The sequence below is a fragment of the Acidovorax sp. BL-A-41-H1 genome (assembly GCF_051942715.1).
Map to the genome: position 1 here is coordinate 85,115 of NZ_JBPVJQ010000003.1, position 26,865 is coordinate 111,979.

Below are 26,865 nucleotides of genomic sequence, written 5' to 3' on the forward strand. Positions count from 1 at the left end.
CGCCAGCCCCTGGCAGACAGCGCACGCCCACCCGCGCTGTAAGTTAGGCACAAGGATGGTGCATTGCAGCATGATACATTCGATGGTTGCCATGTCCCCAGCCCGCGGCCAGACGATTGTTCATGGTAAACGGGTAACAACCACCCTTCCCTGAGAGAGACCTCATGAAGATTCACGAATACCAAGGCAAGGAAATCTTGCGCAATTTTGGTGTGCCCGTTCCGCGCGGCATTCCCGCATTCACGGTGCAAGAAGCCGTGGAAGCAGCCCAGAAGCTCGGCGGCCCCGTGTGGGTTGTGAAGGCCCAGATCCACGCCGGTGGCCGTGGCAAGGGTGGCGGCGTGAAGGTGGCCAAGTCCATTGACGACGTGAAGGCACGCGCCAGCGACATCCTGGGCATGCAGCTGGTCACGCACCAGACCGGCGCCGAAGGCCAGAAGGTCCGCCGCCTGTACATCGAAGACGGCGCCGACATCAAGAACGAACTGTATGTGTCGCTGGTCACCGACCGCGCCACGCAGAAGGTCGCCCTGATCGCGTCGAGCGAAGGCGGCATGGACATCGAGGAAGTGGCCCACTCCACGCCCGAGAAGATCATCACCGAGATGATCGACCCGATCGCCGGCATCACCGAAGCGCAAAGCCGCAAGGTGGCAGCAGCCATCGGCCTGACCGGCGCTTCCGTCGACCAGGCCGTGGACATCTTCGCCAAGATCTACAAGTGCTACATGGAAACGGACGCGTCGCTGGTGGAAATCAACCCGCTGAACTGCGACTCCAAGGGCAACCTGATGGCCCTGGACGCGAAGTTCAACTTTGACGCCAACGCCCTGTTCCGCCACCCTGAAATCGTGGCCTTCCGCGACCTGGACGAAGAAGATCCGGCCGAAGTGGAAGCCTCCAAGTTCGACCTGGCCTACATCAGCCTCGATGGCAACATCGGCTGCCTGGTGAACGGCGCCGGCCTGGCCATGGCCACCATGGACACGATCAAGCTGTTTGGCGGCGAGCCTGCCAACTTCCTGGACGTGGGCGGCGGTGCCACCCCCGAGAAGGTCACCGAAGCCTTCAAGATCATGCTGAAGAACCCCAAGGTCGAAGGCATTCTGGTCAACATCTTCGGCGGCATCATGAAGTGCGACACCATCGCCACCGGCGTGATCACTGCCTGCAAGGCCGTGAACCTGAACGTGCCGCTGGTCGTGCGCATGAAGGGTACGAACGAAGAGCTGGGCAAGAAGATGCTGGCCGAGTCCGGCCTGCCCATCATCGCTGCAGACACCATGGCCGAAGCCGCGACCAAGATCGTTGCTGCCGTCAAGTAAGCCCGGAGAACACACATGTCGATCTACATCAACAAAGACACCAAGGTCATCACCCAGGGCATCACGGGCAAGACGGGCCAGTTCCACACCGAAAAGTGCCAGGAATACGCGAACGGCAAGAACTGCTTCGTGGCGGGCGTGAACCCCAAGAAGGCCGGCGAGTCGATCTTCAACATTCCGATCTACGCCTCCGTCAAGGAAGCCGCCCAGCAGACCGGCGCCACCGTGTCGGTGATCTACGTGCCCCCAGCTGGCGCCGCGGACGCGATCTGGGAAGCCGTCGAAGCCGACCTGGACCTGGCGATCTGCATCACCGAAGGCATTCCGGTCAAGGACATGCTGATGGTGCGCAACAAGATGAAGGCCAAGGAAGCCGCTGGCGGCAAGAAGACGCTGCTGCTGGGCCCCAACTGCCCCGGCCTGATCACGCCTGACGAAATCAAGATCGGCATCATGCCTGGCCACATCCACCGCAAGGGCCGCATCGGCGTCGTGTCCCGTTCGGGCACGCTGACGTACGAAGCCGTGGCCATGCTGACGGAAGTGGGCCTGGGCCAGTCGAGCGCTGTGGGCATTGGTGGCGACCCCATCAATGGTCTCAAGCACATCGACGTGATGAAGGCTTTCAACGACGATCCAGACACCGACGCCGTGATCATGATCGGTGAAATCGGCGGCCCCGATGAAGCCGAGGCCGCCCAGTGGTGCAAGGCCAACATGAAGAAGCCTATCGTGGGCTTCATCGCTGGCGTGACCGCTCCTCCCGGCAAGCGCATGGGCCACGCTGGCGCACTGATCTCCGGCGGCGCCGACACGGCCGATGCCAAGCTGGCGATCATGGAAGAGTCGGGCTTCATCATCACCCGCAACCCTTCGGAACTGGGCAAGCTGCTCAAGGCACAGCTGAAGTGATCCGCTGATCCGCCCGTCCGTAAGCAGTACTACGGACGCATCGGGCGGCACGGCCCGATAGACTGGCCACTCCCATAAAAAAAGAAGCGCTCGAAACCCTGGTTTCGGGCGCTTCTTGCATTCATAACAGTGGAGTTCAGCATGGAATTTGTGCAAAGTGCCGATTTCTGGATCGGCCTGATGAAGATCGTCTGGATCAACATCATCCTCTCGGGCGACAACGCGGTGGTCATCGCACTGGCAGCCCGGTCCCTCCCCCCCGAGCAGCAAAAAAAGGCCGTCTTCTGGGGCTCCGGCGCGGCTGTGGTCTTGCGGATCCTGCTGACCGTGGTCGCTGCGAAGTTGCTTGAGCTGTCGTTCCTGCAAATCATCGGTGGCTGCCTGCTGCTGTGGATCGGATTCCAGCTGCTGGGCGGCGGCGACGAAGAAGAAGGCGAATCGAAAACGTATGGCAGCCTCATGGCTGCGGTACGCACCATCCTGATTGCCGATCTGGTGATGAGCTTGGACAACGTGATTGCCGTTGCAGCCGCCGCGCACGGCAACGTTCTGCTGCTGATTCTGGGGCTGGCCATCAGCATTCCGCTGGTGATTTTTGGCAGCACGCTGATGATCAAGCTGATGGAGCGCTTCCCGGTCATCGTGACGCTGGGGGCCGCGCTGATCGGCTGGGTGGGCGGCGAAACCATTGCCAATGACGTGGCACTGCACGACTATGCCCTGGCGCATCCAGCATTCCACTATGTCGCCGCGGCGCTGGGTGCAACGCTGGTGCTGGCCGGCGGCAAGTTCTGGGCCGCACGATCGCGCCAGCAACGCATCGAGGCGTGACCAGGCCGCCTTCGGACGCCTGACAAAAATGACACGACGACGCTGCAGCACACCGCGCCCGACCTGACAGGAAGGGCAACCTTGCAGGCGCGGTTGCCCTGCCACGGCCTGCCGCGCAGCCCGGAACCACTCGCAGTGAGCTTCCGAAACGGCGTGGTTATTGCTTGAATATCTCCACTTATTCAATAGCGGGCGATAGCAAAGTGGGTTCAGGATCCTGGAGGCGGCGGCGTGACGTGTGGCGGACTGATGGCTTCTGGGCCGGCGTAGCCTGCGCAGGAACACTGGCGCTGGCTGTACTCACAGGCGCCGTGCAGCGCCTGGAATACCGCTTCTACGACGCAGCCACCCAGAGCCCTCTTTCGGCCGGTGCTTCCGACATCGCCATCATCGCCATCGATGAAGTCACGGTTGCCGAGCTCGGCCCGTTGCCGTGGCCCCGCGAAGTGCATGCCCGCATGGTGGAGCGGCTGGGCGCCGCCGGCGCACGAGCCATTGTTTACACCCCTGCGCTGCCGGAGCAGCCTGCCGAGCGCGGGCTGGCATACATCCGGCGGATGGGTGAGGTTCTCGCACGGTCGGGCGACGGCTCTCCCTTGACCACCGAACTGGGGCGCCTGGTCGGGGAGGCGGAGGCAGCACTGGATGGCGACGCGCGCCTGGCACGCGCGATCCAGCAGGCCGGCAACGTGCTGCTGGCTTCTTCCTACGCAGGCCCGGCAACTGCGGCGCCGCCACCGGCATACGTGCTGCGCAGTGCGCTGGCGGGGCCGGGCGCACCTGCCTTGTCGGCGCCCCCAGCCCAGCATCCGGCTGCAGCGCTGGGTCAGGCAGCGGCTGGGGTAGGCCATCTGCATCCATTGCCCGACATTGACGGCAAGGTAAGGCGAATCCACGGTCTGCTCAATGACCACGGTGCCGGGATCCCGTCCCTCGCGCTGCTGGCGGTGCAGCTACAGATGCCTGCTGGCCAGCGGAGCCTGAAGTCTGGCGCCCCGGGGTTGCAGATCGGGAGTCTGGCAGTTCCGACCGATTCAGCATTTGTCCTGCGGCCGCGCATGTTCACGGGCGCGGCGGCTGCGTCCAGCGCCTTTGCGATGTATCCGTTCTCACAGGTGCTGTCGGGCAAAGTGCCAGCAGGTGTGTTCAAAGGCAAAACCGTTCTCGTCGGCGCAGCCAGCCCGGCCTTGGCGCCACCCTGGCAGACCTTGGATGGCCGCCCGGTCCCGCCGGTGGAAATGCTCGCGCACACCATCTGGTCGGCGCGTCAAGGCAGCCTTGTGCAACACCCCTCGTGGGCTGGGAAGGCAGGATGGGCAAGTGCGATCGGCGCCCTGTTGGTCGCCGTTTTCGCACTGCCAAGGCTGTCAGCAAGTACCGCGGTGACCGTGGGCCTGGCGCTGGCCCTGGCAATCGCGTGTGCGGAATGGGGGTTGCTCCGCTATGCAGGAACCTGGGTGCCGCTACTGCCGGGAGTGGCCGTGTTACTGGCCGGGACCGCCGCTGTGCTGGTACATCGCGTCTTGAAAAAACGAAACACCGTCCCGCCCGCCAGATCCACCGGGTCGGCCGAGACCGACCGGATGATGGGTCTTGCGCTACAAGGGCAGGGGCAGCTGGACATGGCGTTCGAGCGCCTTCGCAAGGTGCCGATGAGCGATGCGCTGCTCGACAACCTCTATCACCTGGGCCAGGACTACGAGCGCAAGCAGAATTCGGCGCGCGCGAAAGCGGTGTACGGCCTGATCCTTCGGCATGACCGGGATTACCGCGACGTGCGCAGCCGCTACAAGCGCATCCGGGCTGAACTCCAACGGGAGGAGAATCCTTCGCAAACTCCGCACGCGTCTGCAAGCACGCCGCCGGATAACGGTGGCTTGCGCATGCCGCAGCCGGCCGGCGATGCACCCCTTGCGATCACCAAGCTGGGCCGCTACGGAATCGAGCGCGAGCTGGGCAATGGCGCCATGGGCGTCGTCTACCTGGGGCGCGATCCCACGATAGGCCGGGTGGTAGCACTCAAGACCATGGCGCTGGGCGACGAATTCGAGGGTACGGCGCTCATCGACGCGCGCACCCGCTTTTTTCGCGAGGCCGAGACAGCCGGGCGGCTGCAGCATCCCAACATCGTGACCATCTTCGATGCTGGCGAAGAGCACGGGCTGGCCTACATCGCCATGGAGTTCCTGAAAGGGACTGACCTTGCGGGCGCCTGCAGCGAAAACGCGCTGCTGCCAGTGCCGGTGGTGCTGTCCATTGCTGCTCGCGTAGCCGAAGCACTGGACTATGCACACGCGCACCAGGTGGTGCACCGCGACATCAAGCCGGCCAACATCATGTATGACGCTGCCGCCGACACCGTCAAGGTCACGGATTTCGGCATTGCACGCATTACGGACTCCAGCCGCACGCGCACAGGACTGGTCCTGGGCACACCCAGCTTCATGTCGCCGGAGCAGCTAGCTGGAAAGAAGGTGGACGGGCGGTCCGACTTGTATGCGCTCGGAGTCACGCTGTTTCAGCTGCTTTCCGGGCGGCTTCCACTGCGGGGCGCTTCCATGAATGAGCTGATGCGCCTGATTGCGACGGTGGAGCCACCGGACATCCGGCAGTTGCGCGCGGATCTGCCCGCATCGGTGGCGCAGGTGGTGGCGAAGGCGCTGCGAAAGCGCCCCGAGGCGCGCTACCAGACCGGGCAGCAACTGGCTACCGAGCTGCGGTCCGCTTGCGCGGACATGGTTGCGCACACGGCTATCGGTGGCACCGGACCTGTCGTCTATGATTCGGCTCGCGCAGTGACAGGGCATGAGATGGCGGACTATCAGGAAGCCGTGACGGAGACACCCGCTCGCCGGGGCGCGGAGCCCCCGCCCATCTCAGGTACCCGATGACGCTCGCCACCACATCCATGACCTACGAATTTTTCGCCCGGACGGACAAGGGCCGCGTGCGCGGCAACAACGAAGATGCCGTCGCCGTCGATGAGGATGCGCAGATTGCCATCCTGGCGGACGGCATGGGCGGGTACAACGCGGGCGAAGTGGCCAGCGGCATGGCCACCACCTTCATCCGGGCTGAAATGGCACGATGGATGTCGCAGGCTGGCGCGGACCCGCAGTCCACGGACGTCCGTCGCGCCCTGGAAACCTGCGTGGAAAACGCAAACCACGCCATCCTGGGCGCATCGCTGTCCAACCCGCAGTACGCGGGCATGGGCACCACCCTTGTGGTCGGGGTCTTCCAGGCAGACCGGCTCATCCTGGGGCACATCGGCGATTCGCGCTGCTACCGCGTGCGGGACGGGGCGATGCAGCAGATCACCCGCGATCACTCCTGGCTTCAGGAGCAGGTGGATGCCGGTCTGCTCACGCCCCATCAGGCAGCGATGTCGTCCAACCGCAATCTGGTGACACGGGCCCTGGGCGTTGAACCCAACGTGATGATGGAGGTCAACGAGTTTCAGGTGGCTCCCAATGATCTTTTCCTGCTGTGCTCGGACGGCCTCACCGACATGGTCTCCGATGACACGCTCGAGGAACTTGTATGCGAGCCGTTGTCTTTGGAGGAAAAAGCGACACTGCTGATTGATACCGCCAATGCGAATGGTGGTCGTGATAACGTGAGCGTCCTATTGGTGCAGGCCGCTTCCGGAGGCAAGAGGCGTGGCCTCATGTCCAGATTGCTGGGGGCCATCGATGGCCCGAAATAAAACAATTCATCAAATCAGGAGTGGATCATGCCGAGAATGATCGTTTCGATCGACGGGGTCGTCATCAAGGAAGTGCAGTTGACGAAAGAGCGCACGACGCTGGGACGGCGCCCCTACAACGACATCGTCATCGACAACCTGGCCGTCAGTGGTGAGCATGCCGTCATCCACATGACCAGCCAGGAGGTCGAGATCGAAGATCTTGGCAGCACCAATGGCACTTACGTCAACGGCAAGGCGGTCAAGAGGAACGACCTCCGCAACGGCGACACGATCGAGGTCGGCAAGTACAAGATCCGCTTCATGCATGAGGCGGACGGCCAGAACTTCGAGAAGACCATGATCTTCAAGCCCGGCATGGTTCCCCCGATGGGAACGCCTTCGCGCCCCGCACCACTCGCGGGTACGCCACCGGCAGCGCCGGTGACGGCGGTCATCCGGGTCATGTCGGGTGCGGCGGCTGGCCGGGAAGTGTCTTTGCAAAAGGTAGTGACCACAATCGGCAAGCCCGGTGTGGCCGTGGCGTCCATCACGCGGCGCCACCAGGGCTTTGTGCTGGCGCATGTCGAAGGGCCTCACATGCCGCTGCTCAACGGAGCTTCGATTGGCTCGGCGCCTGTGCCGCTCAAGAACGGTGACCGGCTTGAGCTGGCTGGCACGGAGATGCAGTTCGAGCAGAACTGAGTTCTGGGTTTGGCGCGAGGGCGCTCATCCGCCCCCTCCTCACAAACCCGGCCCGCTTTCGGTGCGCGCCGACGCGGCGCGTAGTAGACCTCCCTTCTAGGCGACGCCCCGCCGGGTCTGTTGGCGACAAGGGGAGCGACCGCTCGGATGAGCCGGCACCTTGGTTGCCCGAGTATCCACGTCGAGGACCAGATAAGCGCAAAATTGTCGCCGACTTCCCAAAAATGTCACCAAGCTTTAGCTGGCGCGGCTAACCGGGTGAATAGACCCAAGGGGCCGCTGTTGGCACGGGTTCTGCTTTATTACTTAGTCACTTAACTTTTTCTCAAGGAGTTCCTTCATGAAACGCTCAATTCAGCAAGGTTTTACGCTCATCGAACTGATGATCGTGGTTGCGATTATCGGTATTCTGGCCGCTGTGGCTCTGCCAGCCTACAAGGACTACACGATCAAGGCACGCATGTCTGAAGTGGTTCTGGCGGCTTCCCAATGCCGCACCACCATCAGCGAAACGGTTCAGAGCATGAACTTGACCTCTACACTCAGTGGCACTAACGCTTTTGGTTGCGATGCGACGAATCCAACCAAGATGGTTGCATCGATTACCGCAAACGCTGCTACGGGTGCAATTGTGGTGGTTCCTCATGCGTCGAATCTGGGGGTCACTATGGCAACCACCGACACGATTACGTTAACTCCTTACAAGGATAGCGCAAGTGGTGTGTACGCCCTGGGAACAGCCACTACTGGCGGTCAAGGCACTCAGGTGTACGAGTGGAGGTGTACGTCGATTGGCACCGCCGCGAAGTACGCTCCCGGTTCGTGCCGCTGATGGTTGCAGCACACTGAGTGCGGAACTCAAAGGAGGGGGCTTCGGCCCCCTTTTTATTTGCAGACGGCGCCCTTCATGACCTCTCATTCGATATCCAGCGCATCACGTTTAATCGGTGTGGGCGCCCTCATCTACGCCCTTTGTTGGCTACTGCCCAACCACCACATACCTTGGACGGATTTCTATTCCGACGCCTGGGCCGCCTGTGTGTTGTGGGTGCTCGCCGCGGCCGTAATGTGGCGCAGTCGAAAATTGCCATCGCTCGAGTGGCATGTGTTACCCCTTCTTGTACTGGTTTGTATTGGCGTCGTGGGGCTGCAGTACGCTTCAGGCCTCATCGAAACACTGGGCGTCGCGTTTATTGGCAGCCTGTTTCTAGTTGGACTGATGTTGGCCCTCTTGGTGGGCGCGAGGTGGGAACGTCTGGAACCTGGTCAATGTGCGAACTTTTTGTTCACTGCTGTGCTGATCGGAGCGTCTGGATCGCTGTTCATCCAGTTTCAGCAGTGGTTACGTATCGATCCAGGATCGGCGTTCTGGCTTTTCATTCCCGCGCCCCCAAATCGCGTTCACGGAAATCTTGGCCAACCCAATCAGCTGGCCACTCTTCTGTGCTTGGGCGTTGCTGCCTGTGCCTGGTTGCATGAACGGCGACGCCTTCCAGGCTGGGCCGCGTGGTGTTGGGCAGCACTGTTGGCGGTCGGCCTTGCGTTGACAGAGTCACGCACAAGCTGGATCGTGGTGCTTTTCTCACTGGCGACGATGATCGTGATGCGCAACCGCCTTGGCATATCGCGCTCAGTCATGGTCGGCGCGTGCGGCTGGACTGGCCTGTTTGCAACTTTTGTAGTAGTCCTCCCTCATGCCAACCTATGGCTCGGTCTGGCAACCCAACTAAGGCCGTTGCGGGTGGACTCGTCCACCAATCTTCGCCTTGAGTTTTGGGCGAAGTTATGGGATGCACTGCTGGAAAAGCCTTGGTTCGGCTATGGCTGGATGCAAACGAGTTTCGCTCAGTTTCCTGCGGACCCGTATGCAATGATTACTGGCGGGACCATAAGGCACGCTCACAATCTCTTCGTAGATCTGGTGGTAGAACTCGGCCTTCCCCTAGGCCTAGCCGCATGCGCGGTATTAGGGCTATGGGCGATCCGAGCACTGAAGCGTGTCGACCAGCTGGAACACTTGTGGATGCTGCTGTTCCTGGCAGCGCTAGGCATCCACGCAATGCTTGAATTTCCGCTTCACTACGCATACTTCCTGCTGCCATTCGGCCTCATGCTGGGGTCGTTGAACGTAGCACTGAAATTTCGTCCCGTGTTAACTACCCGGCTCGTGCCAGCGGTTGGAGCTCTGATAGTCGCAGGCTTCGGACTGTCAATTACGGTGTACGACTATGTCCGCATAGAGAGCGACTTTTTTGTGTTGCGCTTTGAACATCAAAAGCTCGATAAGGCCGGGGACCGCCTTGCTCCGGAAGTAATAGCTTTGACCCAAATGCAGGACATGATCTGGCTCGCCAGGGTTGATCCGTCCAACACTCACGGCGAGAAAGATCTGGAGCGAGCGCTCAACACCATGAAATTGCTTCCCAGCTTGATGGCCAACTATAAATTGGCAGCAATGTACGCATTTGCCGGCCAACCTAAAAAAGCGGAATACTGGATTGTCGTACTAACGCGAATGAATGAACTGGATGAACGCACTGTGAAGTCTATCCGTAGACAGTGGGATGAACAGGCGTCTGTATTTCCCCCAATGGCGGAAGTGGCTTGGCCCAAGTGAGGCAGACGTTTTGGTGCAGTCGTCAGGAACCAGGGATTCGCTGAGCTGGCAATCGTCGGCCTGCGCCAGCAGTCCAACGATTGTCTCCGCTTACCCCACTACATAGCTTCCTGACTTTCCCCCGTGCTTTTCTGCGACACGCACGTCGTGTATGGACATTCCCCGATCCACTGCCTTGCACATGTCATAAATCGTCAACAGCGCAATTTGGACGGCGGTCAACGCCTCCATCTCCACCCCCGTTTGTCCCACTGTCTCGACAGTAGCCGAGCAAAATACCCCCGTAGCGCCCGGCACGTGTGCTCCGGCAGATTCAAATTCGATAGCAACCCGGGTCAATGCCAACGGATGACACAGCGGGATTAAATCGCTGGTTTTCTTCGCTGCCATTACCCCGGCAATGCGGGCAATACCTAGGACATCCCCTTTTTTTGCGGTCCCAGACTCGACCAAAGCAAGCGTCTCGGGCCTCATCTGGATGCGCCCGGTGGCTACAGCGATGCGATGAGTTGGGGCTTTTGCGCCTACATCAACCATGTGCGCTTGGCCCTGCGCATCAAAGTGGGTAAGCGCTGACGCGCCGGTCAGGGCAGTGTTCGTGGAGGTCATGGTTCGGGCTTTGGACACACCTTGGCACCAGCCGAGGCGAAACAATCATCGGATGCGGGCATCATACGGCGGCGCGGGCCGCGGTTGACGGACCAACTGCGCAGGACACCAAGAGGCAATCAGTGCTGATTTCACCCCTCACTACGGAACTCGTGCGCGAAGGCAAGTATTTACTGGCCACATTGCTAATGGTCACCGGCGCCATGCTGCATGTCCCATCCAGCGCTCAGACCGCCCTCCCCACCCTCGGCGACAGCAGCGACCTCACCATCAGCGCCGAGCGCCGCTTGGGCGACCGCATCATCCGCGAGCTTTATCGCGACCCTGACTATATCGATGACGCGGTGCTGGCCGAATATGTGCAATCGATCTGGCAGCCCCTGGTGGCAGCGGCCCGGGTCAGGGGAGAGCTGACGCCGGAGCTGGACGAGCGCTTCGCATGGGAGATCCTCCTGGGGCGCGACAGGACTGTCAACGCCTTTGCCCTGCCTGGCGGCTACCTCGGCCTGCACCTGGGCCTGATTGGCGTGGTGGAAACGCGCGATGAACTGGCGTCGGTGCTGGCGCATGAGCTCAGCCATGTCACGCAGCGGCACATATCGCGTTTGCTCACCCAACAGAGCAAGCAGACGCCGCTCCTACTGGGCGCAATGGTGCTCGGCGCGCTTGCGGCCAGCAAGAACCCGGCGGCAACGCAGGCGCTCGTCGTAGGTGGCCAGGCACTTGCCATTCAGAACCAGCTGAACTTCTCGCGGGACATGGAACGCGAGGCCGACAGGATTGGCTACGGGCTGATGGCTCCGGCCGGATTTGCGCCGCAAGGGTTCACCGGGATGTTCGACAAACTCCAGCAGGCCAACCGGCTCAACGACAACGGTTCCTGGCCCTATCTGCGCAGCCATCCACTGACGACGGAGCGCATGGCAGACATGCAGTCGCGCGTGCCTCCTGGGTCCGCGCCGAAGGCATCCGGCCCCGTGCACCAGGCTTTCGAGCCCGGAATGATGGCGGCGCGGGCGCGTGTGCTGTCGAACCCAGGTGTGGACGTGTTGCGGCAATGGATCGCTGAGCCCCGGGGCACCGGATTCTCGGCGCAAAGCGCAGCAAAACGGGCTGCGGCACTCTACGCGTCGGCACTGGGCAGCAGCACGCTGCGGGACAGCAACAACGCGCGTGCCACGGCCCGCAAGTTGCTAGAAGTTGTGAAATCTGATCCTGCAGCCTATCGCCTTGCTGCGCTGCTGGCAGCCGAGATCGAACTCGCAGCTGGCGATGCAGCGGCGGCTGTCACCAAGCTCCCTGCTACCGCTGCCGGCCCAGGCGCGGGCGGGCAATCGAGCCGACCCGAGCTGCTGCTGCGAGCACAGGCGTTTCTCAGAGGTGCCGCGGCCAGCGATGCGCAAGCGGTGACTGGAGCGTTGCAGACTTGGGTAACTACCCATCCACGCGACGCCACGGCGTGGCAACTGCTGGCATCAGCCTGGCAGGCGTCAGGCCAGCCACTGCGCGGCATACGAGCCGAGGCCGAGGCGCACGCGGCTCGGTATGACTACGCAGCCGCAGTGGACAGATTCAAGGCGGGGCAAGACATGGCGCGACGCGGCGCATCCGCGGCAGACCACATCGAGGCGTCCATCATCGACACACGGCTGCGCGCGGTCGAGTCACTTCTTCGAGAACAGGCCACCGAGCGCTGACTCGATCAGGATACCGAGCACGGAGTAGATCAGCGAGCCCAGCAGCGCGGCGCCGAACCCGGTGACCTGAAAGCCCTCCAGAACCGAGGCTGCCGCCCAGAACATCAGGGCATTGATAACGAACAGGAAGAGCCCCACGGTGACGATGGTCACGGGGAGCGTGAGCACGACCAGCACCGGCCGCAGCACCACGTTGAAGAGGCCGATGACAAACGCCGCGATCAAGGCCGAGGTGAAGCTCTCCACCTGCACGCCGCTGTAAACATACGCGACGAAAAGAAGGGACGCTGCGCTCAGCAGCCATTTGAAAAGCAGTCTCATGGCGCAAGAATAGCATTCGGCCAGCTCGTGGCCCAAGAAACGCTTTGACCGTGGGCCTGTATCGCAGACCCGCGGTATGGAGGTTCTCCAGCCTATTCAAGCCCGAGCATGCACAGCACACCGATCCCGGTGACAAGACTGCCCAACGTGCCGGGCAGGCCAGACCAGCGTGGGCCCACGGCTACCGGTGCCTCATCGCTTGCCGCACGAGGGCGACGCATGTCGATCACCTGCGCTGGGGCGGATTGCCCAGCCTGCAACTGCGCTGTCAATTCGGCCAAGGGCGCCTTGGCAAGCATGGTGGTCACAGTGCCTGCGTGCGCAGGCAGGGTAGGCAGGATCTGGGCGAACAGCTTGTCGGCCCATTTGTCGCGCCAGTTCTCACGGGCGCGATGGCTGACCCACTTGCTGATGCGGTGTGTCATACGGGGTGCGCAAGCCACCAGCAGCCATTGGGCGCGAGCGGATGGCTGACGAGCCAGCAATGTAGCCAGGCCCTGTTGCGCACTCGCGGCGTCGTCGACGTAAACAATGAACCTGTCCATAAACGACTCCTTGCGATGACAGTGCCGGTCCGCGAAATGTTGCATCCAGAGGGCACGCAATCAATCGCGGGCCGGTTCGAGGCTTCAGGCGCCAGCAGGGCCGGCCGCCTCACGGCGTGCCAGCACGGCCTTGCCGATCGCCAGCACGAGCAGTGCACCCGCAATGCTCGCCCCATACCTGATCCAGTCGGTCTGCGGAAGTTTCACCATCCATTGCCACTTGTCTGCATTGGCAAACACAGGATCCGTCACGAGCATGCCTCCCGCAATCCAGCCCAGCAGCATGCCGCCGAGCACGATGATCAGCGGGAAGCGTTCCATCAGCTTGATCACCAGCTGGCTGCCCCAGACGATGATCGGGATGGAGATCAGCAGGCCGAGGACCACCAGAAGGAACGAGTGCTCGCCCGCGTTTTGAGCCGCGCCCGCAATCGCAATGACGTTGTCAACGCTCATCACCAGGTCAGCCACGATGATGGTCTTGATGGCCGCGAGCAGTTTGTCGCTGCCCTGGACATCGCCGTGACCGTCCTCATCGGGAGCGAGCAGCTTCACGCCAATCCACACCAGCAGCAACGCGCCCACGAATTTCAGGAAGGGCAGTGCCAGGAGCGTCATTGCGAAAGCGATGAGGATCACGCGCAGCACGATGGCGCCAGCGGTACCCCAGATGATGCCCTTCGCACGTTGCGCGGGCGGCAGCTTGCGGCACGCCAGGGCAATGACCACGGCATTATCCCCACCCAGCAAGATGTCAATGATGATGATCTGGCCCAAAGCAAGCCAGAATTCAGGCGACGATAAAAAGTCCATAAATTCCTCGAATTGATACGCAAAAGGGGGCTTGCCGCCACCGCAGCGCTAGCCTTCTCCCCGTTCAGGGACACGGTCAGCAGATCAGGGAACGTCCAGAGCGGATTCGGATATGCGAAGGACGGCCTTGATCAGCCCTGACAGGGCCCATCAAAGGTCTTGCTCAGCCGGGACACCTTAGGTGGCCACGACCCGGAGCGCCGGAAGCGATGCTTCGTACTGACGACGGTTCCGACAGACTACGCCGAGCGCCATCCGGCAACGCCATGGCCCAACGCAGACTGGGAGCTACTCCCCTTCGAAGCTGGCGATTGGAACACTGGGAGCGCCGCCACGCAAGCAAGTTGCATTGTGGATACTGCGTATACCTGCCGTTGCATCTGTCCCGCGCCGGCTCGCAGCGGCCTCCCATACACCCACCCCGGCAAGGCCAGACGCTGGCAGCTATGATCCGGCGCCCTGTACACGGCACCCATGGCACACATCCACATCACCGACATCGAAGCTGCCATCAACCACTGGCGGGCGCGCACTCCGTCTCCTGACGGCATCACGCTGGCGCCTGAGCTGCGAGCGTTGGGTGAGCTGTATGCACGGATGGTCTACGCGCATGAAGACGCCACCGATGAGGACGCGCTGCCCCCTGCAGCCCTTGCCGCCTGGCAGGCCTGGTACGACACGACACCGGATACGCCCTGCATCGCCATTTGCTCCACGAGTCAGGGGGACGACTTGTGCAAGGGATGCGGCCGTACTTTCGACGAGGTGCAGTTCTGGCCCGCCTTCACACCGGCGGAAAAACGGAGCGTGTGGCGGCGTATCACGCTGGAACACTCGGCGTGGCGATTCAACCGCTATGCGGAGCGGGCTGCAGAAGGCCCCAGCGTAGGTCCCGGGGACACTACCGCCCCGGTATAGGGGGTGGATGGGCGTATTCTGCGGATGCGGCTGCTATGCGGGCATGCGGTGCAAGCCTGTACGCCAACCCGGCAAACGGCTATCGTGCTGCCATGCTCCGACTGATGCAGGCCCCCAACATCGCCATTGCGACGCTCTGGGCAGATCTGCTGTGCGAGGCAGGCATGGCCGCCTCGGTGCAGCGTCAATACCTCGGTGCTGCGGCTGGGCATCTGCCGCCGGGAGAATGCCTTCCGGAAATCTGGCTCGACCACGACGAACATGTTGCACCGGCGCGGGCACTGTTGAAGGATCTTCAAGATCTGCCCCAGCGGCGCTGGGCGTGCACCTGCGGTGAACTGGTGGAGGGTGGCTTTGAGCAGTGCTGGCAATGTGGCGCGCTCATGCCGCGCTGACCGCATGCTGCCGAGCGGGTGCCTTCGCCGTATCGACAAACTGCCTTGCCACCGAATCCGTTGCCAGAGATACTATCGCTATTATTTATATAGCACCTAAACCAATTAAAACAAGGGCTCCAGCCCAAAAAGACCAAATAACAGGGCTTCGGTGCTACTTCCAGCGTACCGGCTCAACGTGCACGCTGCCCTGCGTGCTGCTGAGTGTGATCGCACCCTCCTGTACGGTGGCCTGCAATTGCATGCTGCGCTCGGCCAACTGGGCCAGCGCCTGCGACGCTTCGGACGGGATGCGCCACACCTGCAACTTTTCGAGGCGCGACAGCTTGCTTTCGATGCCCTTCCACCAGATCTCGGCGGCATGGTTGAAGCAGTACACGATCACGGCGTCGGCCTTGCTGCACGCCTTGGTCAGCGGTTTGTCCTCGGGCTGGCCGACCTCAATCCACACGCGCCTGCGGCCTGTGAAATCCGTGAGGGATGCATCCGGGTCGTCCGGGTCCGACAGTCCCGCGCCAAACGCCAGCGTGCCGTCCCCATTGCAGGTGTCGTTGAGTTCATGCGCCTGGATGGCCAGTGCAGCCAGCCGCACCATCATGCGTTCGTCCGTTTCGCTGGGATGCCTGGCCAGCGTCAGAGCGTGGTCCGCGTAGTAGCCATGGTCGATGTCGGCGATCTGGAGATTCGCCTTGAAGATGGTGGATTTGATGGCCATGGAGTTCGAACTGCTGAAAGAAAGGCCCGCCGCAGCCTGCATGACGGGACGAGGAGGCACATGGCGCGAGTACAGACCTGCGTGACCGCTAGGACGCACCTTCGGCAGGTGACGCGGACGAAGTACCCGCTGCAGGGCGCCGTGGTTTCCAACGAAGGGCGGGCTTCTCGACCAGATGCCACGACAACACGGCAAAGAACATTGCCGCGGCGATGCTCAATGCCAGCGCCGGTGCAAAAGTCAGGCTGGACCCGGCCCACCACAGGGTGGCCTGCTGAAGCGGGAAACCGTAAATGTACAAACCGTACGAAAAATCACCGAACCGCCCCGCCCCCGAAACGCCCGGAGTGCAGGCACTGCCCCACACAACAGCCAGCCCGGCGAGCACCAACAGCGGCCCTTGGCCATTCAACGGCGAAGGACCCCACTGGTACAGCAGTGCTCCTGTCACCAGCAGCCATGCGGCGGCAGACCAGCGGCGAGGCTGCCACACCCAGCTCCAGCGTGCGAGCACGGCGCCAAAAGTGAAGACCATCCCGTACTGGAGCGCAAACGACCACTCGGGAAAAGGCGGCGCCCTGTAGCGCCACTGCAGGGCAGCGGCAAGCCCCAACAGCGCAGCGAGTGGCAGCCAGTGCCAGCGCATCAACCCCAGAGCCCCCAACAGGGCAAGTACCGCATAACAACCCACTTCCAGCGGTATCGTCCATAAGGGACCGTTCACTGAACCCGGGTGCGGGCTCGCAGGAAACACTCCCGGCAGGCTGGGGTGAATATCCAGCACAAGGTTCAGCAGATGCTGCCGAGTAGCCGCGTGGGTAAAGTAATCCCTCAACGGAAGCTGGGTCACCAGCGGGCCCAGCACAAAAATGGCCAGCAACACCACGACCGCGAGCGCCGGCCAGATGCGCAAGGCCCGGCGAAGCGCAAAACGGGGGACGCTAGGGTCTGCCGTCCAGGACTGGCTCACCAGATACCCGCTGATCGCGAAGAACAGCACGACCCCAATGGCCCCTGGCTCGTTGCCAAAGATCAGTGGTACAGGCATGCCCATCAGAGCGTACTGGTGGCTCCAGATGACCAGCAGCGCAGCCGTCATCCGCAGGGCATCGAAGTTATTGGCCCGGTGGGTCGCCACCGCAGGCCCAGGACAGGGCCCCGACTTCAGCTCCACGATACGCACGCAGCGATCAGACCCGGCGCGCCAGTTCCGCCGCCTTGCCGACGTAGCTGCCGGGCGTCATGGCCAGCAGGCGGTCTTTCTCGGCTTGGGGAATCTCCAGGGAGCGGATCAGCCCGTGCAGGGCCTCGGCCGTCACGGTCTTGCCGCGCGTCACTTCCTTGAGCTTTTCGTAGGCGCCCTGCACGCCAAAGCGGCGCATCACCGTCTGGATGGGCTCGGCCAGCACTTCCCACGATGCGTCCAGGTCCTCTGCGAGGGCTTCTTCGTTCAGCTCCAGCTTGTTCAGACCGGTGAGCAGCGATGCGTAAGCCAACGCTGCATAACCCAGGGCCACGCCCATGTTGCGCAGCACCGTGCTGTCGGTCAGGTCACGCTGCCAGCGGCTGATGGGCAGCTTTTCCGACAGGTGGCGCAGCAATGCATTGGCCAGGCCCAGGTTGCCTTCAGCATTTTCAAAGTCGATGGGGTTGACCTTGTGCGGCATGGTGCTAGAGCCAATCTCGCCCGCCTTCAGGCGCTGCTTAAAGTAGCCCAGGCTCACGTAGCCCCAGATGTCGCGCGACAGGTCGACGAGGATGGTGTTGGCGCGTGCAACGGCGTCGAACAACTCAGCCATGTAGTCGTGCGGCTCGATCTGGATGGAGTACGGCTGGAACGTCAGACCCAGGCCCAGTGGCTCGGGCGTCTCGACGACCTTCTTGCTGAAGGCTTCCCAGTCGAAGTCGGGCCAGGCCGACATGTGCGCGTTGTAGTTGCCCACCGCGCCGTTCATCTTGCCCATGATCTTCACACTGGCAATGCGGTCGCAGGCGGCCTGCAGGCGCACCAGGACGTTGGCCATTTCCTTGCCCACGGTGGTGGGGCTGGCGGTCTGGCCGTGGGTGCGGCTCAGCATGGGCACGTCAGCGTACGCATGCGCCATTTCGCGCAGCTTGAGCACCACGCGGTCCAGGCCCGGCAGGATGACCTGGTCGCGGCCCGAGCGCAGTTGCAGGGCGTGGCTGGTGTTGTTGATGTCTTCGCTGGTGCAGGCAAAGTGCACGAATTCCGAGGCCTTTTCCAGCTCTGGGCGGGCTTCGAACTTGCTCTTGATCCAGTACTCCACGGCCTTGACGTCGTGGTTTGTTGTTTTTTCGATCTCTTTGATCGCTGCCGCATCGGCTTCAGAGAAGTTCTTGATCAGGCCCAGCAGGTAGGCGCGCGCTCCGGTGGTCAGGGGCTTGAACTCGGCGAAACCGGCATCCGAGAGGGCGATGAACCAGGCCACTTCCACCTGCACTCGGCGGTGCATGTAGCCGTGCTCGCTCATGATGGGGCGCAGGGCGGCAAGTTTGCTGGCGTAACGGCCGTCAAGCGGCGAAAGGGCGGTGATGGTGGACAGGCTCATGGCGCGCAATTGTAGGTGGCACAGGCCTGAGGCCTCCGCTTCGAACGGCCCTGGCCATCGGGCGACGCGCCGCGGGTGCCGATAGAATCGATCGGGAAATGGATCTGCACATCCCGCGCACTGGAAAACACACCATGAAACTGATTGGAGCCTCTGCCAGCCCTTACGTCCGCAAGGTGCGGATCGTGATGGCCGAAAAAAAGCTCGACTACCAGTTCGTACAGGAAAACGTCTGGGCTGACGACACGACGATCGCTGCATCCAACCCGCTGGGCAAAGTGCCCTGCCTGGTGATGGAAGGCGGCGAGGCGGTGTTTGATTCCCGCGTGATCGTGGAGTACCTCGACACGCTGTCCCCCGTGGGCAAGCTCATCCCAGCGCAGGGACGCGAGCGCGCCGAGGTCAAGACCTGGGAGGCGCTGGCCGATGGCGTGATGGATGCCGGCGTGCTGGCGCGCCTGGAAGCTACCTGGGTCCACCGCAAGGAGAGCGAACGCAGCCAGGCGTGGATTGACCGCCAGCTGCGCAAGGTGAACGACGGTGTGAAGTCGATGAGCCAGGGCTTGGGCGACAAGCCCTACTGCAGCGGGATCCACCTGAGCCTGTCGGACATTGCCGTCGGGTGCGCTCTGGGCTGGCTGGAGTTTCGCTTTCCTGAAATTGGCTGGCGCGCCGAGCACCCCAACCTCGGCAAGCTGATGGACAAGCTGATGCAGCGTCCCAGCTTTGCCGACACGCGTCCATCCTGACGCCTGGATCCGCGGCCGCGCGCCGCGGTGCCATGAAGCGCTGGCCGGTACGCACTGCGCAGTGCCCGATCCGCGCCGGCGCCCCAGCAGATCAGCTGTTGGCGCGCTTTTTCAGCCAGCGCATCAACGCGCTCACCACGGGCAGCTTTTCGTACAGCTCCTCGGCAGCATCCCAGTAGTCGCGGTGCAACGAGACCAGGCCTTGCCCATCCAGCACCAGATGCGACGCGCCGCGCACCGTCTGCGTCACCCCTTTGTGAAAGCTTTTGAAGGCAAACACGAAGTCCCACGTCAGGAAGCACTGGTGGCCCTGCACCACGCGGCCCGTGACGATGAACCGGGGGCTTTCCAGCGCCACGAACATGTGGGCAAAGATCTGCTGGATGGCGGGAACACCGCGTACATCGTTGAACGGGTCCTTGAAGCGCGCATCGCCCGCATAGAACTGGCCGATCCGGGCCACGTCTGCGGGTGAGAGGTTCTCGAACAGCGCAATGACGCGTGTCACGGCCTCTTCCGTAGTGCCTTGCACAGCATCAATCGAGGGCGCAGGCGCGGTGGCGGGCAGGCTGGGCATCAGAGTCCTGTAAACCGGTGGATGGCCGGAAAGTACAAACGGTAGGGCAGCAGGCGCAGCATCTTCATCACCCGCGTGAAACGCTTGGGAAAGTGGATGTCGAAATGTCCTTGCGACCAGCCCTTGAGGATGGCCTGCGCCGCGGCCTCGGGCGAGATCAGCGCCGGCATCGCGAAGTCGTTGCCTGCAGTGAGGGGCGTGGCCACAAAGCCCGGGTTGATCACGCTCACCCCCATGCCCAGATCGTGCAGGTCCAGGTACAGCGCCTCGGCCAGGTTGATCAGTGCCGCCTTGGTGGGCCCGTACGCCAGGCTCTTGGGCAGGCCGCGAAAGCCCGCCACGCTGCTGATCAGGCTCACATGGCCGGGCCGGCCGGCGGCCGCAGCGGCAATCATGGCGGGCAGCACGCCCGCCAGCACGTGCAGCACGCCGCTGTAGTTGACCTGCTCGTGCCGCAGCATCTCGGCAAGATTGAAATCGGTGGCACGCATGTCGCGGTAGTAACCCGCGCAGTAGCAGACAAGGTCTGGCGCGCCGCCTGCCAAAACTTGCGCGGCCACTGCCTGCACATCGGCTGGCTCGGCCGTGTCCAGTGGCAGCGCCTGACTGCCCGGGTGCTCAGCCACGAAGGCATCGAGGGCCTCGCGGCTGCGGGCCGACACGATCACCTGCGCGCCGCGGGCATGCAGCGCCGACGCGGTGGCACGCCCGATGCCGCTGGAGGCGCCTACCAGCCAGACCCGGCGTCCCTGCCAGTCGCGCACAGAAGGATTGAGGCTCATGGGGCGCGTTTCGTGAACGACAGCGTGATCTCGCCCAGCCGCACGCCAAATTTGCTCATGGTGGCGCGGTTGAGCATGACACGATCGTCAATAAGGTACATCCAGTCGTCCAGGTCCACGTTGTAGACCTTGCCGTCCACCGGCAGCGCCAGCGTGTAGGTCCAGCGGAAGGCGTTACCGCGCGTCTGGCCGCTGGCCGTGCCGACGACGTCATCGGCCGTGCCGGTGTAGCGGCCGTCAGCGTGCTTTGTCAGGCGCCAGATGCGGCGCTGGGTGGTGCCGTCCGAGTAGGTGAAGGCTTCATCCAGCACGCCCTCGTTGCCCTTCCACTGGCAGTCCATCACTACGGTGAAGCGCTTGACGATCTGGCCGCTGCGGTCCTGGAAGATGCCCCACGCGTCGATGGTGCCGTTGAAGTAGGTGGCCAGGTCGAGCACCGGCTTTTCGCTGGCGTATCCCTCCAGCGTCTGGCTGGCGCAGCCCGAAAGGACCACGGGTGCGGCCACGGTGGCCGCCAGAAAAAGGCGTCGTCTTTGCATCATGGGGGGGAGCCCTCGGTGGGTCGCTGGGGAGAACGTGCCGCGTCCATGGCGTGCGGCAGGATGAGAAAAAAGTACAGGGCTGCCGCTGCACACAGCTTGAGCGCGCACGGCAACACGGCATACGCCAGGCTCAGGGTCTGCAGCCCCTCCTCGCTGCGGGTGCCCGGCGCATATCCCAGCAGCCCCAGCAGGGGCAGCGCCAGCCCGGCAGCCAGTGCCAGATTGAGCTTGGTGGCGAAGTTCCACCAGCCAAAGTACGCGCCCTCGTGCCGGCCGCTGTCGCCCTCGGCAGCGATCACCCCCGCCAGCAGCGCGCCCGGCAGCGCCAGGTCGGTGCCCAGGGCGGCGCCCGACAGCGCGCAGACCAGCAGGAACGCCATGGCATCGCCCGCGCCCAGCGTGGCCGTCCACACAAAGACGGATATCGCGAGCAACATGCCCGCCAGCCAGGTGCGCGCCAGGCCCCAGCGGGCTACGGCACGCAGCCACAGCGGGATCGACACGGCGGCTGATACAAAGTACGCCGCCAGGAACATCGGCTCCTGCGCTGGCGGTGCCTGCAGCCGGTCCTGGATGAAGAACAGCACCAGTGTGGCGGGCACGGCGCTGGCAATGCCGTTGAGCATGAACACAGCCAACAGACGGCGAAAGCCGGGCCTGGTCCAGGGCCGCCACAGGTCGGCAAGCCCGCCTTCGCGCTGGCCAGCCGATGCAAGCGCAGCGCGGGCGAACGGAGCGTCTGGCCGCGGGCCGCACGACCACGCCCACCAGCCCAGGGCCAGCGCCAGCGCAAACACGGCCACCATGGCCGGCAGACCAGCAATCGTCGGCAGTACCGAAGCCACGACCACGCCCACCAGCGCGGCGGCTTCACGCCATGCCACGACGCGACTGCGCGCCAGTTCGTCGCCGCCCAGGCGCGCGCCCCACGACTGGTGTGCGATGCCCAGCTGGCTGTACGCCGTGTAGGTGACGAGCAGGGCCACCAGCGCCCAGGCCACCAGAGCGTCCTCGCCCCGCACGGCCGGGAAGAACAGCGCCCCCAGCCCCAGCGCGAGCACCACGGCAGACCCGGCCCCTACCGCCAGCACGCTGCGAACCGACCTGCCAAACAGGTAATCAGCCAACCGCCCGAGCAGTGGATCGGACACGGCATCGAACAGCCGCGCTGCCAGCAGCACCGCGCCCAGCGTGGCCAGCGGCATGCCGAACTCCCGGGCGTAGTGGTTGGGCAGCAGCACGTACAGCGGCAGCGCCACGAACGCCAGCGGCAGCCCCAACAGGCCGTACGCGAGCAGGCCGCGCCTGGACAGTTCACCGCCCGCCGGAGGCTGGGCACCGGACGGGCCGGCGACCGGCACGGCGGGCGAAGGAGAGGAGGTCATGGGCGCCCTGCGGGCCGCAGCGCCGACACCAGCTCCTGCCGCAGGCCGGGCTCCGATGTCTGTGGCGACAGCCAGATGCCAAAGAACAGCCGGGCGAATTCGGCGTCGGGCACCTCGCCCACCACTTTCCCGCCCATCTCGAACACGGCACCGGTTCCGGGCCGGTACAGGCCCGTGAGGCGGTCGCCGGGTTTCACGTCGGGCAGGGCCGCCTTCAGGTCGTCCTGCCACCGCGCCGCCTGCTGCGCCGAGAAGCTGCCCACGCGGCGCATCTCGTCAATGGACCGCTTCGCAATGGCTTCGGCCGTGAAGTTGCGCTGGTAGGTCAGCTCCAGCGCCAGGGGCTGCGTGGCGTAGTCGTTCAGGTCAAAACCAGGGCGCACCCACAGGCGGGCGCTGTACACCTCAAACCCCAGGAACCGCAGCGCCCCCTGGCCGGCCAGCCGCATGCCTGCGGTGGCAGCGCCTGCGCTGGCGGGGACAGTCACGGCTTCGGCCGGCCGGGCCTGGGCAGGCACGGGCGTGTTGGCACGCACATCGGCCGATTCAAGGCAAAAAACGGCCGTTGCGGCGATAGTTATTGCACGAACAGCTACGTTTTTCATAGCGTCAGTCCTTGACCAGCGTGTACTGCACAAGATCGATGTTGCCCATGGCAAACCCGGCCTCGCAGTAGGCCAGATAGAACTCCCAAATGTGCATGAAGCGCTGGTCAAACCCCAGCTCCATGATGCGCGCGCGCTGCGACAGGAAGCGCTCGCGCCAGCGGCGCAGCGTCTCGGCATAGTCCTGCCCAAAGGCAAACTCATCCGACACACGCAGGCCGGCCGCTTGTGCGGCGCGGCGAAACTCGGTGGGGCACGGCAGACAGCCACCCGGGAAGATGTACTGCTGGATGAAGTCCGTGGAGCGGATGTACCGCCCGTACAGGCTGTCTTCGATGACGATGCTCTGGATGCAGGCCTTGCCGCCCGGCTTGAGCAGGCGGTGGATGGTTTCAAAATACGTGGGCCAGTATTCGCGCCCGACAGCCTCGATCATTTCGATCGAGCAGATGGCGTCGTACGGCCCGTCAGAGATGTCCCGGTAGTCCTGCAGCCGCAGCGAATGACCGGTGTGCGCCAGGCCAGGCTCGTCGCTGTGCAGGCCACTGCCGGCGCTTACGCGCCGCATGCGCTCCACCGCGAAATCGAGTTGCTCCGTGGACAGCGTGACGCCGGTCACGGACGCGTCAAACTCGACCGCCGCCATTTCTGCCAGCGCACCCCATCCGCAGCCGATCTCGAGCACGCGCGAGCCGGGGCGCACGCCAGCCATGGCCAGGGCACGCCGCACCTTGGCATGCTGCGCCTTGCGCATGTCGCCCGACAGGTCCCCTTCGAACCACGCCGACGAGTAGTTCATCGTGTCGTCGAGCCACAGCGAATAGAACGCATTGCCCAGGTCGTAGTGGGCGTGGATGTTCTTCTGGCTGTTGGACCGCGTGTTGCGGTTGAGCAGGTGCTTGATGCGGTACAGCAGGCGACCGGCCCAGGTGCCGTAGATCACGCCTTCCACATGCTGGCGGTTGGCAATGAAGAGCTTGATCAGGTCTGTGAGGTTGGGCGTGGTCCAGTCGCCGGCGATATAGCTCTCGGCAAAACCGATATCGCCCGACTTGAGGGCTGCCGCGAACAGGTTCCAGTTCTTGAGCGTGAGCGCCGCCGACAACCCGCCGCCGTGGCCGAAATGCCGCAGGGTTCCGTCGGGCAACAGCACCGACAGGCTGCCGTGCTGCAGGCGCTGCAGCAGCCGAAACGCTGCCTGGGCAGCTGCAGGCGCGTCGGCCGGGAGTTCGCCTGCGGACTGGGAAGGTGCGGTGGTGGTGGTCGTCGTGTTCATGTCGCGTTTCTCGGGCATGTCGTCAGCGGGTCACGATGGAGGCAGGGGCCGTGGGTTTGGAGTGGAACCGCACCCTTTTCAGCCACAGGCGCAGCGCGTGCCAGTGGATGCGCGCAATCAGCGCCAGCGTCATCGCGGGGTAGCCCCACAGCGCCCTGCGCAGGGTGCGGTCCGTCACAGGGTGCAGCGAGCCGCTCACGCTCGTTTGCAGGAGCGGACCACTGTCGTCGTCATAGTCAATGCGCACCACGGTGCGGCCGACGGCCACAGGCGCGTCGTCAATGGCGGGTGCGCCTTGCGCGGGTGCAGCGGCACCGGTGCGCATGAAGCGAAAACGGTAGCCGCCGCTGATCTCGCAGAACGGGGAAACATGGAAGACCTTGCGCGCCTGCATCTCGACGCCGTAGCGCGGTTGGTCAAGCAGGTAGCAATGGCGCTCGCCAAAGGTGTTGTTCACCTCGACCACGATGGCGCGCAGGCTGCCATCGGCCCGGTGGCAGTACCAGAAGCTCACTGGCTTGAAGGTGTAGCCCAGCACGCGCGGGTAGCAGTGGAGCCAGACAGGGCCGGTGGCGTCGTCCACGCCTTCGGCCTGCAGCAGCTCATCCAGCCAGGCCAGGGCGCCGCCCTGCTCCGGGCCGCGGCCATCGCCGTGGTCCGCATCGTGGAAGCTGATGGCCCCGCGGCGGTTGACGGCCAGCAGGCCCGGCTGTGCGGCCAGGCTGCGCATCGGCAGCATCAGGAAAAACGTGGGGTAGGAAAACGCATGGTGGCGCGGGCGCAACCGCGTGTGGCGCACCTGCCCGAAGCCCAGCAGCGGTGCCGGGGCTAAAGACGCCGATGCGACCACGCTCACGCCGCCTCCGGCAACGCCACCGGCAGCACTGCGCGCAGGCCGTCGGCCACGGCCAGACCCGATTTCAGGCCGTCCTCGTGGAAGCCGTAGCCCGTCCAGGCACCGCAAAACCAGGTCCGCGCGCGACCCTGGAGGTTGCCCACCTGGCGCTGTGCGCGGATGGCTGAGCCATCAAACACGGGGTGCGCGTATTCGTAGCTGCCGATGACCTGTGCCGGGTCGATGTCACGCACGGGGTTGAGCGACACCACCACCGGCTGTGCAAACGGCACCGGCTGCAGCTGGTTGATCAGGTAGTGCAGACAGACGCGGGCGGACTCCTGGGCGTGGTCTGCCGCGCGCTCGTAGTTCCACGCGGCCCACGCGGCACGGCGCTGCGGCAGCACGGAGGTGTCGGTGTGCAGCACCGCCAGGTTGGGCTGGTAGCGGATGGCCCCCAGCACCGCACGCTCTTCCAGCGTGGGCTGGGCCAGCAGCGCCAGCGACTGGTCCGAGTGGGTGGCCAGCACCACATGGTCGAAATGCTCGACCTTGCCGTCGGTGATCACGCGCACTCCGGCCGCATCGCGTTCGATGGAGCGCACGGGGGTGGAAAGCCGCTTGTCCGCAATCCCCGCGAGGATGCGTTCGACGTAGTTCCGCGCGCCGCCCGTCACCGTCCACCACTGCGGGCGGTTGCTCACCTGGATCAGGCCGTGGTTGTGGCAAAACCGGATCATCGTGGCCACGGGGAACTGCAGCATCTGGTCGGTCGGGCAGCTCCAGATGCAGCCCAGCATGGGCAAAAAGTACCAGTCACGGAAGGCGGCGCCAAAGCGGTGCTCGCGCAGGAATTCCCCCAGCGGCTGCGCCAGTGCGGCTTCGGAGTTTTCTTCGGCAATGCGGGTGCACAGCTTGTTGAACCGCAGCAGGTCGCGCAGCATGCCCAGAAACCGGGGGCTCAGCAGATTGGAGCGCTGCGCAAACACCGTCGAGAGGTTGCTGCCGCTCCACTCCAGCGCGCGCCGGCCTGCGCCCTGCGGCACCTGGACCGAAAACGACATGTCGGACTTGGAGGTCTCGACGCCCAGCTCGGCCAGCAGCGCGATCAGGTGGGGATAGGTGCGCTCGTTGAACACCAGAAAACCGGTGTCCACGCCGTGCGTGACCATATTGCCCAGCGGGTCACGCAGGGTGACATCCACCGTATGGGTGTGGCCACCGAAGTAGTCGCCCGCTTCGAAAAGGGTGATGTGCGCGTCGTTGCGCAGCTGGTGCGCCACAGCAAGACCGGAGATGCCGGAGCCGACGATGGCGACTTTCATGGCCGGCCCCCTCGGGCCTGCGCCGGGAATAAAAAGGTTGCGAAGCGTCCCGAAACGAATAAGAGAGGGAGGGAGGAGAAGCGCTCCAGGAGGTCAGTCGGAACCCGGGGGCCCGAAAGGCTTCGCAA

The 26,865-nt window shown here is 63.7% G+C and carries 27 protein-coding genes; 12 read left to right on the forward strand and 15 right to left on the reverse strand.

Going from position 1 to position 26,865, the window contains the following annotated elements:
- The first annotated feature begins 164 nt into the window (after window positions 1-164).
- The 8 genes from sucC (at window position 165) to ACTPOI_RS01620 (ending at window position 10,078) form a co-directional block, all read left to right on the forward strand.
- Window positions 165-1,325, forward strand: a complete 1,161-nt coding sequence (gene sucC / locus ACTPOI_RS01585) for an ADP-forming succinate--CoA ligase subunit beta (RefSeq protein WP_440105746.1) — start codon at window positions 165-167, stop codon at window positions 1,323-1,325.
- Window positions 1,326-1,340: 15 nt separating this feature from the next.
- Window positions 1,341-2,237, forward strand: a complete 897-nt coding sequence (sucD, locus tag ACTPOI_RS01590) for a succinate--CoA ligase subunit alpha (protein WP_056643983.1) — start codon at window positions 1,341-1,343, stop codon at window positions 2,235-2,237.
- A 141-nt stretch (window positions 2,238-2,378) separates the two neighbouring features.
- Entirely contained in the window at window positions 2,379-3,068 is a 690-nt protein-coding gene (locus ACTPOI_RS01595; protein ID WP_440105749.1) for a TerC family protein, read from the forward strand.
- Between the two features lie 236 nt (window positions 3,069-3,304).
- Window positions 3,305-5,959, forward strand: a complete 2,655-nt coding sequence (locus ACTPOI_RS01600) for a CHASE2 domain-containing serine/threonine-protein kinase (protein ID WP_440108234.1) — start codon at window positions 3,305-3,307, stop codon at window positions 5,957-5,959.
- On the forward strand, window positions 5,956-6,777 hold the full coding sequence (locus ACTPOI_RS01605) for a Stp1/IreP family PP2C-type Ser/Thr phosphatase (RefSeq protein WP_440105751.1): 822 nt from the start codon (window positions 5,956-5,958) through the stop codon (window positions 6,775-6,777). Before ACTPOI_RS01600 ends, ACTPOI_RS01605 begins: the two co-directional genes overlap by 4 nt.
- Before the next feature lie 27 nt (window positions 6,778-6,804).
- Window positions 6,805-7,461 (forward strand): FHA domain-containing protein, encoded by a 657-nt coding sequence (locus tag ACTPOI_RS01610; protein WP_440105753.1) that lies wholly within the window; start codon window positions 6,805-6,807, stop codon window positions 7,459-7,461.
- A 340-nt stretch (window positions 7,462-7,801) separates the two neighbouring features.
- Window positions 7,802-8,293: a pilin gene (locus ACTPOI_RS01615; protein WP_440105755.1), complete on the forward strand. Its 492-nt coding sequence runs from the start codon at window positions 7,802-7,804 to the stop codon at window positions 8,291-8,293.
- Window positions 8,294-8,368: 75 nt separating this feature from the next.
- On the forward strand, window positions 8,369-10,078 hold the full coding sequence (locus ACTPOI_RS01620; protein WP_440105757.1) for a Wzy polymerase domain-containing protein: 1,710 nt from the start codon (window positions 8,369-8,371) through the stop codon (window positions 10,076-10,078).
- Between the two features lie 90 nt (window positions 10,079-10,168).
- Here the strand turns inward: ACTPOI_RS01620 and moaC are convergent, their stop codons facing one another.
- Complete coding sequence (gene moaC, locus ACTPOI_RS01625) at window positions 10,169-10,687, reverse strand: cyclic pyranopterin monophosphate synthase MoaC (protein ID WP_440105759.1); 519 nt, start codon at window positions 10,685-10,687, stop codon at window positions 10,169-10,171.
- Between the two features lie 188 nt (window positions 10,688-10,875).
- Here moaC and ACTPOI_RS01630 point away from each other — a divergent pair, with 188 nt between their 5' ends.
- The gene (locus ACTPOI_RS01630; protein WP_440108235.1) at window positions 10,876-12,384 is read left to right on the forward strand and encodes a M48 family metalloprotease; all 1,509 of its coding nucleotides are present in this window, start codon (window positions 10,876-10,878) and stop codon (window positions 12,382-12,384) included.
- On the opposite strand, the gene ACTPOI_RS01635 is transcribed toward ACTPOI_RS01630, so the two are convergent.
- The 3 genes from ACTPOI_RS01635 to ACTPOI_RS01645 form a co-directional block, all read right to left on the reverse strand.
- Window positions 12,352-12,705 carry a phage holin family protein gene (locus tag ACTPOI_RS01635; protein ID WP_069104097.1) on the reverse strand — a complete coding sequence of 118 codons (354 nt, stop codon included), beginning with the start codon at window positions 12,703-12,705 and terminating at the stop codon, window positions 12,352-12,354. The two genes, ACTPOI_RS01630 and ACTPOI_RS01635, sit on opposite strands and share 33 nt — an antisense overlap.
- 92 nt (window positions 12,706-12,797) lie before the next feature.
- Window positions 12,798-13,250, reverse strand: coding sequence for a hypothetical protein (locus tag ACTPOI_RS01640; protein WP_440108236.1), 453 nt, complete (start codon window positions 13,248-13,250; stop codon window positions 12,798-12,800).
- An 84-nt stretch (window positions 13,251-13,334) separates the two neighbouring features.
- Complete coding sequence (locus tag ACTPOI_RS01645) at window positions 13,335-14,063, reverse strand: TerC family protein (RefSeq protein WP_440105761.1); 729 nt, start codon at window positions 14,061-14,063, stop codon at window positions 13,335-13,337.
- 474 nt (window positions 14,064-14,537) lie between these two features.
- On the opposite strand from ACTPOI_RS01645, the gene ACTPOI_RS01650 reads away from it, so the two are divergent.
- Together ACTPOI_RS01650 and ACTPOI_RS01655 are read left to right on the forward strand one after the other, a co-directional pair.
- Window positions 14,538-14,981, forward strand: coding sequence for a DUF3717 domain-containing protein (locus ACTPOI_RS01650; RefSeq protein WP_440105763.1), 444 nt, complete (start codon window positions 14,538-14,540; stop codon window positions 14,979-14,981).
- 92 nt (window positions 14,982-15,073) lie between these two features.
- Window positions 15,074-15,376 (forward strand): DUF2007 domain-containing protein, encoded by a 303-nt coding sequence (locus ACTPOI_RS01655; RefSeq protein WP_440105765.1) that lies wholly within the window; start codon window positions 15,074-15,076, stop codon window positions 15,374-15,376.
- Between the two features lie 154 nt (window positions 15,377-15,530).
- Here the strand turns inward: ACTPOI_RS01655 and ACTPOI_RS01660 are convergent, their stop codons facing one another.
- The 3 genes from ACTPOI_RS01660 to purB all read right to left on the reverse strand — a co-directional run bounded on the left by ACTPOI_RS01660 (window position 15,531) and on the right by purB (window position 18,661).
- Complete coding sequence (locus ACTPOI_RS01660) at window positions 15,531-16,091, reverse strand: YaeQ family protein (RefSeq protein WP_440105767.1); 561 nt, start codon at window positions 16,089-16,091, stop codon at window positions 15,531-15,533.
- Window positions 16,092-16,179: 88 nt separating this feature from the next.
- Window positions 16,180-17,274, reverse strand: a complete 1,095-nt coding sequence (locus tag ACTPOI_RS01665; RefSeq protein WP_440105769.1) for an acyltransferase family protein — start codon at window positions 17,272-17,274, stop codon at window positions 16,180-16,182.
- Window positions 17,275-17,281: 7 nt separating this feature from the next.
- Window positions 17,282-18,661 (reverse strand): adenylosuccinate lyase, encoded by a 1,380-nt coding sequence (gene purB / locus ACTPOI_RS01670; protein WP_440105771.1) that lies wholly within the window; start codon window positions 18,659-18,661, stop codon window positions 17,282-17,284.
- A gap of 134 nt (window positions 18,662-18,795) precedes the next feature.
- Here purB and ACTPOI_RS01675 point away from each other — a divergent pair, with 134 nt between their 5' ends.
- Entirely contained in the window at window positions 18,796-19,410 is a 615-nt protein-coding gene (locus ACTPOI_RS01675; RefSeq protein WP_440105773.1) for a glutathione S-transferase N-terminal domain-containing protein, read from the forward strand.
- A gap of 91 nt (window positions 19,411-19,501) precedes the next feature.
- On the opposite strand, the gene ACTPOI_RS01680 is transcribed toward ACTPOI_RS01675, so the two are convergent.
- The 8 genes from ACTPOI_RS01680 to ACTPOI_RS01715 are packed head-to-tail and all read right to left on the reverse strand — an operon-like array spanning window position 19,502 to window position 26,737.
- Entirely contained in the window at window positions 19,502-19,987 is a 486-nt protein-coding gene (locus tag ACTPOI_RS01680; protein ID WP_440105775.1) for a nuclear transport factor 2 family protein, read from the reverse strand.
- On the reverse strand, window positions 19,987-20,769 hold the full coding sequence (locus tag ACTPOI_RS01685) for an SDR family NAD(P)-dependent oxidoreductase (protein ID WP_440105777.1): 783 nt from the start codon (window positions 20,767-20,769) through the stop codon (window positions 19,987-19,989). Before ACTPOI_RS01685 ends, ACTPOI_RS01680 begins: the two co-directional genes overlap by 1 nt.
- Window positions 20,766-21,308, reverse strand: coding sequence for a DUF3833 domain-containing protein (locus tag ACTPOI_RS01690; protein ID WP_440108237.1), 543 nt, complete (start codon window positions 21,306-21,308; stop codon window positions 20,766-20,768). The genes ACTPOI_RS01685 and ACTPOI_RS01690 overlap by 4 nt, the downstream gene beginning before the upstream one ends.
- Window positions 21,308-22,696: an MFS transporter gene (locus ACTPOI_RS01695; protein WP_440105779.1), complete on the reverse strand. Its 1,389-nt coding sequence runs from the start codon at window positions 22,694-22,696 to the stop codon at window positions 21,308-21,310. The genes ACTPOI_RS01690 and ACTPOI_RS01695 overlap by 1 nt, the downstream gene beginning before the upstream one ends.
- Window positions 22,693-23,301: a chalcone isomerase family protein gene (locus ACTPOI_RS01700; protein WP_440105781.1), complete on the reverse strand. Its 609-nt coding sequence runs from the start codon at window positions 23,299-23,301 to the stop codon at window positions 22,693-22,695. Before ACTPOI_RS01700 ends, ACTPOI_RS01695 begins: the two co-directional genes overlap by 4 nt.
- Window positions 23,302-23,305: 4 nt before the next feature.
- The gene (locus ACTPOI_RS01705) at window positions 23,306-24,577 is read right to left on the reverse strand and encodes a class I SAM-dependent methyltransferase (protein WP_440105783.1); all 1,272 of its coding nucleotides are present in this window, start codon (window positions 24,575-24,577) and stop codon (window positions 23,306-23,308) included.
- 22 nt (window positions 24,578-24,599) lie between these two features.
- Complete coding sequence (locus tag ACTPOI_RS01710; protein WP_440105785.1) at window positions 24,600-25,433, reverse strand: DUF1365 domain-containing protein; 834 nt, start codon at window positions 25,431-25,433, stop codon at window positions 24,600-24,602.
- On the reverse strand, window positions 25,430-26,737 hold the full coding sequence (locus ACTPOI_RS01715; protein WP_440105787.1) for an NAD(P)/FAD-dependent oxidoreductase: 1,308 nt from the start codon (window positions 26,735-26,737) through the stop codon (window positions 25,430-25,432). The genes ACTPOI_RS01710 and ACTPOI_RS01715 overlap by 4 nt, the downstream gene beginning before the upstream one ends.
- Between the last annotated feature and the right edge of the window lie 128 nt (window positions 26,738-26,865).